Annotated in this window: 14 protein-coding genes; 9 read left to right on the top strand and 5 right to left on the bottom strand. The window is 70.9% G+C overall.

The annotated features are described in order from the left end of the window. A partial coding sequence (locus GA0115259_RS00115) for an ArsR family transcriptional regulator (RefSeq protein ID WP_141716401.1) occupies positions 1-206 on the bottom strand: 206 nt, incomplete at its 3' end. Between the two features lie 190 nt (positions 207-396). On the opposite strand from GA0115259_RS00115, the gene GA0115259_RS00110 reads away from it, so the two are divergent. From GA0115259_RS00110 to GA0115259_RS00080, 7 genes are all read left to right on the top strand, one after another. Then, positions 397-1,380 carry an ABC transporter ATP-binding protein gene (locus GA0115259_RS00110; RefSeq protein WP_093588964.1) on the top strand — a complete coding sequence of 328 codons (984 nt, stop codon included), beginning with the start codon at positions 397-399 and terminating at the stop codon, positions 1,378-1,380. Positions 1,381-1,502: 122 nt separating this feature from the next. After that, complete coding sequence (locus tag GA0115259_RS00105; protein ID WP_237539643.1) at positions 1,503-2,219, top strand: ABC transporter permease; 717 nt, start codon at positions 1,503-1,505, stop codon at positions 2,217-2,219. Positions 2,220-2,352: 133 nt separating this feature from the next. Then, complete coding sequence (locus GA0115259_RS00100; protein WP_093588960.1) at positions 2,353-3,327, top strand: COX15/CtaA family protein; 975 nt, start codon at positions 2,353-2,355, stop codon at positions 3,325-3,327. A 130-nt stretch (positions 3,328-3,457) separates the two neighbouring features. After that, a complete protein-coding gene (locus GA0115259_RS00095) occupies positions 3,458-3,964 on the top strand; it encodes a hypothetical protein (RefSeq protein ID WP_176732375.1) in 507 nt (168 codons plus the stop codon). Further along, on the top strand, positions 3,961-4,311 hold the full coding sequence (locus GA0115259_RS00090) for a transcriptional regulator (RefSeq protein ID WP_093588958.1): 351 nt from the start codon (positions 3,961-3,963) through the stop codon (positions 4,309-4,311). The genes GA0115259_RS00095 and GA0115259_RS00090 overlap by 4 nt, the downstream gene beginning before the upstream one ends. Continuing rightward, positions 4,308-5,219, top strand: a complete 912-nt coding sequence (locus GA0115259_RS00085) for an ABC transporter ATP-binding protein (RefSeq protein ID WP_093588956.1) — start codon at positions 4,308-4,310, stop codon at positions 5,217-5,219. The genes GA0115259_RS00090 and GA0115259_RS00085 overlap by 4 nt, the downstream gene beginning before the upstream one ends. Then, complete coding sequence (locus GA0115259_RS00080; RefSeq protein WP_093588954.1) at positions 5,216-6,094, top strand: ABC transporter permease; 879 nt, start codon at positions 5,216-5,218, stop codon at positions 6,092-6,094. Before GA0115259_RS00085 ends, GA0115259_RS00080 begins: the two co-directional genes overlap by 4 nt. Positions 6,095-6,165: 71 nt before the next feature. Here GA0115259_RS00080 and GA0115259_RS00075 read toward each other — a convergent pair whose 3' ends face one another. From GA0115259_RS00075 to GA0115259_RS00060, 4 genes are all read right to left on the bottom strand, one after another. Further along, a complete protein-coding gene (locus GA0115259_RS00075) occupies positions 6,166-7,248 on the bottom strand; it encodes a sensor histidine kinase (protein ID WP_093588952.1) in 1,083 nt (360 codons plus the stop codon). Beyond that, positions 7,241-7,957, bottom strand: coding sequence for a response regulator transcription factor (locus GA0115259_RS00070; RefSeq protein ID WP_093588950.1), 717 nt, complete (start codon positions 7,955-7,957; stop codon positions 7,241-7,243). Before GA0115259_RS00070 ends, GA0115259_RS00075 begins: the two co-directional genes overlap by 8 nt. A gap of 92 nt (positions 7,958-8,049) precedes the next feature. Continuing rightward, a complete protein-coding gene (locus GA0115259_RS00065; RefSeq protein WP_093588970.1) occupies positions 8,050-8,754 on the bottom strand; it encodes a VanZ family protein in 705 nt (234 codons plus the stop codon). 91 nt (positions 8,755-8,845) lie between these two features. Then, positions 8,846-10,006 (bottom strand): DUF7847 domain-containing protein, encoded by a 1,161-nt coding sequence (locus GA0115259_RS00060; RefSeq protein WP_256097851.1) that lies wholly within the window; start codon positions 10,004-10,006, stop codon positions 8,846-8,848. Between the two features lie 116 nt (positions 10,007-10,122). On the opposite strand from GA0115259_RS00060, the gene GA0115259_RS00055 reads away from it, so the two are divergent. Beyond that, positions 10,123-10,446, top strand: coding sequence for a DMT family transporter (locus GA0115259_RS00055; protein WP_093588966.1), 324 nt, complete (start codon positions 10,123-10,125; stop codon positions 10,444-10,446). Then, positions 10,443-10,979 carry a TetR/AcrR family transcriptional regulator gene (locus tag GA0115259_RS00050; protein ID WP_093588948.1) on the top strand — a complete coding sequence of 179 codons (537 nt, stop codon included), beginning with the start codon at positions 10,443-10,445 and terminating at the stop codon, positions 10,977-10,979. Before GA0115259_RS00055 ends, GA0115259_RS00050 begins: the two co-directional genes overlap by 4 nt. Positions 10,980-11,175 lie beyond the last annotated feature (196 nt).

Below are 11,175 nucleotides of genomic sequence, written 5' to 3'. Positions count from 1 at the left end.
ACGCGCTGCTCGCGCGGCTCCACGACGGCATCGGCGGCCAGGGCGTCGAGATGACGGCGGACGGCGGCCTGGGTGAGCCCGAGGCGCCCCGCCAGCTCGGAGACCGTGGAGGGGCCGTGGTCCAGGATGGAGCGCGCGACCCGGTTGCGAGTGGAGTGCTCACCGGTCGCGAGTTCCTCCTGGGAAGCCTCGCCGACGTATTTCACAACGCCATTGTTGCGTAATTCCGGCGGCACTGACAACCACGGTCCGCAGCGGCCGACGGTGCGCTTTATCACTTAGGGTTACCTAACAAGCTGCCGTCCTGCCGTACGGGACAAGGGTTTCCGGCCCCCCCGAGGGCCCCTTTCGGCCCCGCGGGCCGGGGCTCGGCCGACACTGCATACACTTCCCGCCATGCGCAGCAGCTTCCCGGGTGGCTCCCTGTCCGACTGCGGTCCCGCCGCGGCCCCGGCCCCCGGAGAGCCCGTCGTCGAGATCCATGGCCTGGTCAAACGGTACGGCGCCAAGACCGCGGTGGACGGTCTCGATCTGGTGGTACGCGCCGGTACGGTCACCGCCGTGCTCGGTCCCAACGGCGCGGGCAAGACCACCACGGTCGAGATCTGCGAGGGCTACCGCCGGGCCGACGCCGGAACCGTACGCGTCCTCGGTCTCGATCCCGTCACCGAGGCGGCCCGGCTCCGCCCGCGCATCGGCGTGATGCTCCAGTCCGGCGGCGTGTACTCCGGCGCGCGCGCCGACGAGATGCTCCGCCATATGGCCCGGCTGCACGCCCGTCCGCTCGATGTGGACACGCTGACCGAACGGCTCGGCCTCGGCGACTGCGGCCGTACTCCCTACCGCCGGCTCTCCGGCGGCCAGCAGCAGCGGCTGGCGCTGGCCCTGGCCGTCGTCGGCCGCCCGGAGCTGGTCTTCCTGGACGAACCGACCGCCGGGCTCGATCCGCAGGCCCGCCGCTCCACCTGGGAGCTCGTCCGCGAACTGCGTGCCGACGGCGTCACCGCCGTACTGACCACGCACTTCATGGACGAGGCCGAGGAGCTGGCCGACGATGTCGTGATCATCGACGCGGGCCGGGTGATCGCCCAGGGCAGCCCGGAGGAGCTGTGCCGAGGCGGCGCCGAGAACACCCTGCGCTTCACCGGACGCCCGGGACTGGACCTCGGCTCGCTGCTGAAGGCGCTGCCCGACGGCACCGCCGCCGCCGAGCTGACCTCGGGCGCGTACCGGATCAGCGGCTCGGTCGATCCGCAGCTTCTCGCCACGGTGGCCTCCTGGTGCGCGCAGCACGGTGTGATGCCGGACGGGATCGCCGTCGAGCGGCACACGCTGGAGGACGTCTTCCTCGAACTGACCGGCAAGGAGCTGCGTTCATGACCGCCGATACGACGAGCGGCGCGAGCGCCTCCACGAGCGGCGCGACGAGCGGGGTGAGGGCCGGTGGCATCGCGGGTGCCGGTACGTACGCTCCGGCGCCCGGCGCCGCTCCCGTGCTCCGTATGATCGCCGCGCAGACGGCGTTCGAGACGAAACTGCTGCTGCGCAACGGTGAGCAGCTCCTGCTGACCGTGATCATCCCTTCGCTGCTGCTGGTGCTGTTCTCGACGGTCGACATCGTGGACACCGGCGCGGACGAGGCGGTGGACTTCCTCGCGCCCGGTGTGCTCGCCCTGGCCGTGATGTCCACGGCGTTCACCGGACAGGCCATCGCCACGGGCTTCGAGCGGCGGTACGGCGTGCTCAAGCGGCTCGCCGTGTCACCGCTGCCCAGATGGGCCCTGATGACCGCCAAGACGCTCTCCGTGCTGGTCACCGAGGTGCTCCAGATCGCGCTGCTGACGCTGATAGCCCTCGCGCTCGGATGGTCCCCGCACGGCAACCCGCTCGCCGTCGCGCTGCTGCTCGTGCTCGGTACGGCGGCCTTCTCCGGGCTCGGTCTGCTGATGGCGGGCACGCTCCGGGCGGAGGCGACACTGGCCGCGGCCAATCTGGTCTTCCTGCTGCTTCTGGTGGGCGGCGGAGTGATCGTGCCGCTGGACAAGTTCCCGGACGCGGCCCGGTCGGTGCTCGGGCTGCTTCCGATCTCGGCGCTCTCCGACGGACTGCGGGACGTCCTCCAGCAGGGCGCGGCGGTGCCCTGGGGCGATCTCGGTCTGCTGGCCGGCTGGGCGGCGCTCGGCCTCGGCGCGGCGGCGGTCTTCTTCCGCTGGGAGTGACCCGTACGGGCGGGCCGTACAAGCCTCCCGCGCGGTACGGACACGGCGTACGCAGCCCCCGAGAGCACCCCGAAACCGGCGTACGGACGGCGCACGGACCCCTCGTGAAAACCTGCACAAGCTCCCGCCTACGATGGTTTCCGTGCTGACCCCCCTCGCCCATATCGCCCAGCGCTGGACACCCTCACCCCGGACGGTCCAGCGCGCCGCGCTCACCGCCGTTGTGATGAGCGTGGTGATCGTCGTCACCGGCGGCGCGGTCCGGCTGACCGGCTCCGGCCTCGGCTGCGACACCTGGCCCAAGTGCACGGACGACAGTCTGTTCGCCACGCCCGAGCAGGGCATCCACGGTGCGATCGAGTTCGGCAACCGGATGCTGACGTACGTCCTGTGCGCGGCGGTCGGCTGGGCGATCGTCGCGGTGCGCTCGGCGAAGCCCCGGCGGCACGGACTGACGCGGCTCGCCTGGTCCCAGTTCTGGATCGTCATGGGCAACGCCGTGCTCGGCGGCGTCACGGTGTGGATGGGCCTCAACCCCTGGACCGTGGCGGGCCACTTCCTGCTCGCCACCGCCCTGCTCACCGTCACCACCCTCACCTGGCTGCGCACCCGCGAGGGCGACGGCACGGTCCGGCCGCGTGTCCCTCGTCCCGTACGCACGCTGTCCTGGGCCCTGACCGGCGCGGCGGTGGTACTGATCGCGGCGGGTACGACGGTGACCGGCTCGGGCCGGCACGCGGGCGACAGCAGCGATGTGCCGCGTATGCCCTTCGACTGGGTCGACGCCGCGCATGTGCACGCGATCTTCGCCTGGCTCGTCTGCGCGCTGGCCGTGGCGATGTGGCTGGTGCTCCGGGTCGTGGACGCGCCCGCCGACACCCGGGCGCGCGCCCGCGAACTGCTGCTGGTCCTGCTCGCCCAGGGCGCCATCGGCTATGTGCAGTTCTTCACCGACACCCCGGAAGTCCTGGTCGGCGCCCATATGCTCGGCTCCTGCCTGGTCTGGATCGCCGTACTGCGACTGGCGATGAGCCTGCGCGAACGCCCGCACACAACGGCGGAGATCCCGGCGCAGCCGGATCCGGCGTTGTCCACGGTCGCGGGCTGAAAGGCAGGGCCGGCCTTCTCCATGGTCCGCGCCGGTGCCGGCACCGGCGGGGACCGCTGACTTGCCTACGAGGAAAGTCAAAGGTACTTTCCTTGTAGGCAAGTAAAGCGGGGACGGGAGGGCAAGGGGCATGAGCACGCCGGTGGATGCCGAACAGGCATGGAGAGACCTACAGCGCATCCGAGTGCCGCAGGAGCGGGTGTACGACGAGGTCGAGCGGTCCGCTGCGGGCGGCTGGGGCACCACCTGGGGCACGGCCGCGCTGATGTGGCTCTTCCTGGCCGGTCTTGGCCTGGACCTGCCCGGGTGGGGCGTGGGACTGGTCCTCGCCGCGTACGTCGCGCTGCTGAGCGTGCTGGTCGTGCTCCACAACCGCCGGAGCCGGGTGCGCCTGCACCACACCCGGTACTCCCGGCGGATGCTCGGCACCTTTGCCGCGGGAGCGGTGGTGACCGGCGGGACGACCCTGCTGTCCGGCCGTCTGGTCGATTCGCTGGAGCCGATGTCCGGCAGTCTGATCCAGGCCACGGTCTCGGCGACGGTGTTCGTGCTGTTCGTCGGGCCGACGAGCCGCTGGGCGGCCGGGTCGGTGCGGGACCGCGGCACACAGGCCGCAGGCGCGGGGGCGGACCGATGAGCATTCCCGCCGGCTTCGACGAGCTGATCCATCCCGCCACCCGGCTGTCGGTGGTCGCGCTGCTCGCCGCCACCGAATGGGCGGACTTCGCGTTCGTCCGAGACAGCCTCTCGCTCAGCGACTCCGCGCTCTCCAAACAGCTGCACACCCTGGAGGAAGCCGGGTATCTAGAGCTCCACAAGGACGGCGGCGGCCGTAAGCGGCGCACCAGGGTACGGCTGACGGACCGTGGCCGTACCGCCTTCGAGGGGCACGTCGCGGCGCTCCGGGCGATCGTCGAGGGCGCCGGTCCTCCGGCGGCGACCGAAACATCACCACAGCGACATCACTCGGGGGCAGGTCGATGACGCCGAAGCACACACACGGCCGGCCCGTCGTCCACGCGCGCGACGTGACGATGTCGTACGGCGACATCGATGTCCTCCACGGCGTCGACCTGGACATCCACCGCGGCGAGGTCTTCGCGCTGCTCGGACCCAACGGCGCCGGGAAGACCACCACCGTCGAAATCCTGGAGGGCTTCCGGCGGCGTTCCGCCGGTGAGGTGAGCGTCCTCGGTACGGACCCGGAGCGGGGCGACGACGCGTGGCGCGGCCGGATCGGACTGGTCCTGCAGTCCTGGCGCGACCACCGCCGCTGGCGGGTCGCCGAACTGCTGACGCACTTCGCCATGTACTACCCCGACCCGCGCGACCCGGCCGGACTGCTGGCCCTGGTCGGCCTCACCGACCAGGCCGGCCGACAGGTGGACCGGCTGTCCGGCGGGCAGCGTCGGCGGCTGGACGTCGCGCTCGGCATCGTCGGCCGTCCCGAACTCCTCTTCCTGGACGAGCCGACCACCGGCTTCGACCCGGAAGCGCGGCACGAGTTCCATGTCCTGGTCGAACGGCTGGCCCGCGACGAGGGCGTCACCGTCCTGCTCACCACCCATGACCTGGCGGAGGCCGAGCGGCTCGCCGACCGGATCGCCATGCTGGTCGGCGGCCGGATCCGGGCCTGCGGCACGCCCGCGGAACTGGCCCGGCGGGCCGCCGCCCGGGCCGAGGTCCGCTGGACGGCCGACGACGGGACGTCCCGCCGCGAACGCACCGAGGACCCCTCACGGCTGGTCTGGGAACTCCACCGGCACGCGGACGGCCCGATCGCGGGCCTGGAGGTCCGCCGCCCGACGCTGGAGGACACATACCTGCACATGGTGCACCGGGAGGCCGACGGCACGGACGGCGACGCGGACGAGGAGGCACAGGCCGCATGAGGAACACGCCCAGGAGAAAGCCCACGTCCAACAGTTGGCGTGCCGGTCTTCAGCGCGGCGGTATCGAGCTGCGGCACCTCCTGCGCAACGGCAAGGAGATGTCCGGCCATCTGACCAACGTGGTTGTCGCGCTGCTCGTCGCCGCCTACGTCAGTGACGATGTGCCCGGCACACGAACGCCGATGGCCCATCTGGTGCTGGCGGGCTTCGCCGCCTACCTGCTGTTCCAGATCGGACTGATCAATCTCCCGCAGATGCTCGTGACCGAGCGGGAGGAGGGCACCCTGCTGCGGCTGCGCGCCACGCCCGGCGGGATACCGGCCTACCTCGTCGCCAAGTGCCTGCTGGTGGTCGTCGTGGCGGTCGGCACCCTGGCCCTGCTCCTGGCTGCCGCGGCGCTGCTGGTGGACGGGCCACTGCCGCACGGTCCTGCCGACTGGCTGACGCTGCTATGGGTCACCGCGCTCGGGCTGCTCGCCGTCGTACCGCTGGGCGCGGCCATAGGAGCGGTACTGCCCAATCCCCGCGAGGCGCTGGCGTTGATCATGCTGCCGACGATGGGGCTCCTGTTCACCTCCGGAACGGTGTTCCCGATCACCTCGCTGCCCGTGCCGGTCCAGCAGGTGGCCGCGGTCTTCCCGCTCAAGTGGATGGCACAGGGCCTGCGTTCGGCGCTGCTCCCCGACACGGCACGGACCGCCGAGGCGGCCGGCTCCTGGGAACTGCCCATGGTCGCGCTGGTCCTGACCGCCTGGGCGGTCCTCGGGTTCCTCCTCGCGGTGCCCCTCCTGCGCCGTGCCGCCCGCCGCGAGTCCGGCTCCCGCCTGTCCGCGCGGCACCGCAAGGCGGCACAGAGCGGCGCGCTGCCCGCGTAGGCGGCCTCGTGACCGCCGGGTGACGGCACGGGGCCAGAGGCTGTCCTGGTGGTCCTGCTCGGGGGCGATGCCTACGGCGTGCCGGGAAGCCGGACCGTGACGAGGAGACCACCGGCGGGGCGGGGGACGAGGTCGAGGGTCCCGTCGTGGGCGCGGACGATGCTGTGCACGATGGCCAGGCCGAGGCCGACGCCGGCATGCTCGTCGGTGCGTACGCGTTCCGTTCCGCGCTGGAAGGGTTCGGTGAGGGTCGGCACCAGTTCCGGTGGGAGCCGACGGCCCGTGTTCTCGGTCCGCAGCACGCTCGTGTCGCCGTGCGCCTCGGTGTGGACCGTCACGGTGCCGCCGGCGGGGAGGTTGTGGACGACGGCGTTCTGGACGAGGTTCATCACCATCCGCAGCAGGAGCTCCGCGGAGCCGCTGGTCCGGGCCGCCGCGCCGGTGACGTCGAGCGTGATCCGACGCTGTTCGGCGAGGGGAAGCAGCGTTTCGGCGGCTTCTTCGGCGAGGAGGGAGAGGTCGACGCTCTCGCGGGTGAAGTTTCGGCGGTCGCCGCGGCTGAGCAGCAGGAGGGCCTCGGTGAGGTCGATCGCCCGCGCATTGACAGCGTGCAGGCGTTCGACGAGTTCGCCCCGGTCCCGCGAGGGGTCCTTGCGGGCGACGTCGAGGAGCGTGCGCGAGATCGCCAGCGGGGTGCGCAGTTCGTGGGACGCGTTCGCGGCGAACCTCCGCTGCTCGGCGACATGGGACTCAAGTTGTTCGAGCATCGAGTCGAACGCGTCGGAGAGTTCACGGAATTCGTCCTGGCGGCCCTTCACTCGGATCCGGTGGGACAGCGACCCGTTCCCGGCTATCCGTGCCGCTTCCGTGATCTGTGTGAGTGGTGCGAGCATCCGGCCGGCGAGGATCCATCCCCCCAGGAGGCCGAACACGAGCAGGAAGACCATCGCCACGGCCGCGGCGGGAGCGAAGGTGTGCACAAGGAGGTAGCGGTTGGGCGAGATCCCGAGAAGGCCCTTGGGGTTGTCGGGTACGTAGCGCAGCAGGAACATCCACACCACGGCCAGCAGGAGAGAGCCGGCGACGGCGAGGAATCCGGCATAGCTGAGCGTGAGTTTCAGCCGGGCGCTGAGCCCTGGGCGTCGCCTAGGCACGCGTAATGCCTGGGCCGGTGGTGTTCCTGCCGGGGGCGATGGTGTCCATACCGGTGTCGATCCGGTAGCCGACACCGGGCACCGTGGCGATGATCCATGGTTCGCCGAGCCGTTTGCGCAGTGCGGAGACGGTGATGCGCACGGCGTTGGTGAGGGGGTCGGCGTTCTCGTCCCAGGCCCGTTCCAGCAGCTCTTCGGCGCTGACGACCCCGCCCTCGGCGGCGACGAGGACTTCCAGCACGGCGAACTGCTTGCGGGTGAGCGCGACATAGCGGCCGTCGCGGAAGACCTCCCGGCGGAAGGGATCGAGCCGCAGGCCCGCGATCTCGCGGACCGGGGGCCGGGCGTACGCGCGTCTGCGGTCGAGCGCCCTCAGCCGCAGGACGAGCTCCCGCAGCTCGAACGGTTTGGTGAGATAGTCGTCGGCGCCGAGCCCGAACCCGGAAGCCTTGTCGTCGATCCGGTCGGCAGCGGTGAGCATGAGGATCGGGATGCCGCTGCCGGAGGCGACGATGCGCCGGGCGACCTCGTCGCCGGAGGGGCCGGGGATGTCGCGGTCGAGGACCGCGAGGTCGTAGGAGTTGACGCCGAGCAGTTCCAGGGCGGAGTCGCCGTCGCCGGCGATGTCGGCGGCGATCGCCTCCAGCCGCAGACCGTCACGGACGGCTTCGGCCAGGTAGGGCTCGTCCTCCACGATCAGTACGCGCATGTCCGAAGCGTAAGCGGCACAACATATCGCCGACGTATGCAAAGTCGTGTGCGCGGACGTGTGCAAAGACGGGTGCACACCGGACACGCGGCTCAGCCCGCCGGTGCCGGCGCGGGGCGAGGCCGGCCCGACGGCGCTTGCGCCGTAGTGCGCCACCAGCGGCGCGACGCCAGCGCGGCCAGTACGGCGCCGGCGGCGTTGACCAGTACGTCGTCCACGGAGGACACCCGGTCCAGCCGCAGCACGTACTGCGCGGTTTCGACCAGGACCGAGCAGCCCGCCCCGAGCGCCAGGATCCGCGGCACGGACGCCAGCGCCGCGAACCGGATCGGGGCAAAGAAACCCAGCGCCGCGAAGACCAGCAGGTTGCCGACGATCCCGAGCGGCCCCATCGTGACCAGGTCCCGCAGCGGTACCAGGCTCACCCGGGCGGGGACGGTGCCGGCCCCGCCGCCCGGCATCATCGTCAGCCACAGGAACGGCACCGTCCCGTGAACCATGCCCACCTCGGCCAGCGGCATCCGCCACGCCGATGTGACACCGTCGGCACGCCGACGGCGCGCCAGAGCCCACACCACCAGCGCGGCCAACGGCAGCGCGGCCAACGTCATGAGCACCACACCGTTGAACGTGTCGAAGCAGCCGTGCCACCGCCCGGCCATGCACATCGGAGCGGACATCATGAGCGGCCGCCGCATGACGAACAGGGCGCTCGCCATGCCGAGGACCGCCAGGCCGAGGAGCACGATCCCGCGCGTGCGGCGGGGCGGTGCTGACAGGGATGCGTTGTGGTTCATGGCGCCCATTGGAGACGGAGGGCAGTTGCGGTGGCGTATGCGATTTTCGATACGCCCGCGATACACGGAAGCCCTGGCGTCAAGGAATGCGTCAGGCCGGCGGGGTGGTTGTGGCCGCTGCTTCGGTGAGGGTGGGGGCCAGGTTTTCGGTGCGGATGCGTTGGTCCACGTAGAGCAGGTTCAGTACGAGCTGAGGGAAGGTCGTCACGACGATCTGGCTGATGAGTTGGCCGACCATGGACAGTGCCAGATAGCTGACGAGGGCGACGAGGACCGGTCCTGCGGCGAGGTCGTCGCTGTTGTTGCCCGTGCTGAGCACGCCGGGGAACAGGCCGAGTGTGTTGACGAGTTGCTGGAAGACCACTCCGGCGAAGGCGGCCATCACGAAGGCCAGCAGAGAGATACCGAAGATCCGCCACCAGGCGCCGCGCACCAGATGTGCCGAGCGGGTCATGGCCGTTATCGGGCCACGGGATTCGATCACGGCGACGGCGGGTGCCAGGCTGAAGCGGACCCAGAGCCAGATCGCCGCGGGCGCGAGCGCGAGTGCGCCCAGCAAGCCTCCCGGGATCAGCCAGGCGGCCCGGCTCGATTCGTCCAGTGTGGCGAGTGAGAACAGCGAGGTGGTGACCGCCGCCGTGAACAGTCCCAGCGGTACGAGGGCGATCAGCCAGCTCAGGACCGCCGCGCCCAGCACCGCGGGCGCGCGCACCGAGGCGCGCCGCCAAATCTCGCGCAGAGTGGTCCGCCGGCCGAGGACCGCGTTCTGGACTATCGCCGGACAGGCCGCCTGGACCAGCGTGTTGGCGGCCAGCAGCGCCAGTATCCCGAGGGCCCAGACACAGCCGAAGGCGATCAGCAGCGGCCGGATGTCGTTCCAGGACGGTTCGGCGTCATAGGCCACGTCGACAGCCCGGTGCAGATGGTCGCCGACCGCGCCGTACGCGACCGCCAGCGCGGCTCCGACCGTGAGGGCGGCGGCACCGTACACCAGGGCGGCCAGCCCGAAGAGCGGCTTCCAGTAGCGGCCCATGGTGGCGAAGGCGCCGCCCAGTATGTCACCGAGACCGAGTGGCGCGAGCGGGATCACTCCGGGCTTGGGAGGCGCGGGAGGCGGTGTCCAGCCGCCCCAGCCGTACGGTCCGTTCCCGTACGGATCTTGCGGCCCGCCGCCGTACGGTCCGTTCCCGTACGGGCCCTGCGGACCGTTTCCGTGTGGACCGTTTCCGTCCCACCCCATGCCCTGCGTCACGACCAAACCCCCCGTTCGTCCTCGTCCCAGCGGACGGCACACCGTATCCGCCGCGCATGGAGATTGGCCAGGCAGTTTACGTACGCACGTACGTATCGATGCGTACACTCGTACGCATGGAATATGGACTGCTGGCCGCGGCGATAGCGGCGGAGGTGGCCGGTACGACGGCTATGAAGTACAGCGAGGGCTTCACGCGGCTCTGGCCCTCACTGATCACCGTGGCCGGGTATCTGCTCGCCTTCACGCTGCTCGCGCAGACGCTCAAGACCCTGTCCGTGGGCACCGCCTACGCGATCTGGTCCGGCGCGGGCACGGCGGCCATCGCCGTCATCGGCATGGTCTTCATGAACGAGTCCGTGAACGCGGCCAGACTGGCGGGTATCGCCCTCGTGATCGTGGGCGTCCTCGTGCTCAATCTGGGAGGAGCCCACGGATGACCCGGCGTTACGATCCCGAACGGCGCCAGCGCATCATCGACGCGGCGATCCGGGTGGTCGGGCGCGCCGGTATCGCCGGGCTCAGCCATCGCACCGTCGCCGCCGAGGCCGATGTGCCGCTCGGCTCCACCACGTATCACTTCGCCTCCCTCGACGAACTCCTCATCGCCGCGCTGCGCCAGGCCAACGAGAGCTTCGCCGCCGCCATCCGGGAGAGCGGCGCCCTCGCGGATCCGGAGTGCGATGTCGCCGCTGAGCTGGCGCGCTTCACCGGCGAGTGGCTCGCCGGGGAGCGCACGGGAGTGGAGCTGGAGTACGAGCTGTATCTCGCGGCGCTGCGGCGGCCCGCGCTGCGCCCGGTCGCGGCGGAGTGGTGCGTCGCGGTCGCCGAGGTGCTGTCCCGGCGGATCGATCCCGTCACCGCGCGGGCGCTGGTCGCGCTGCTGGACGGGATCTGTCTCCAGGTGCTGCTCACGGACGCGGTGTACGACGAGGAGTACGCGCGCGAGATGATGGCGCGGCTGATCCCATGACGCGTCTGATCCCATGAGCAGGGCTTTCACCTGGCGTCGGCGGTTGTCCCGGCGACGGCCGACGGTAGGTTGATCCAATGAGCCATCCCTCCCAGGGGCCCGAGATCACCTACGCGGAGTGCCGGCAGTGCGGAACTCTGATCGCCGGGCTCGACGGCCGTTACAGCTGCGGTGTCTGCGGCTGGGTCAACCATCA

The sequence above is a fragment of the Streptomyces sp. MnatMP-M17 genome (assembly GCF_900091995.1).
Lineage (GTDB): Bacteria > Actinomycetota > Actinomycetes > Streptomycetales > Streptomycetaceae > Streptomyces.
Note: the sequence above shows the minus strand (reverse complement) of the source record. Positions and strands in the feature narration are given on the sequence as shown.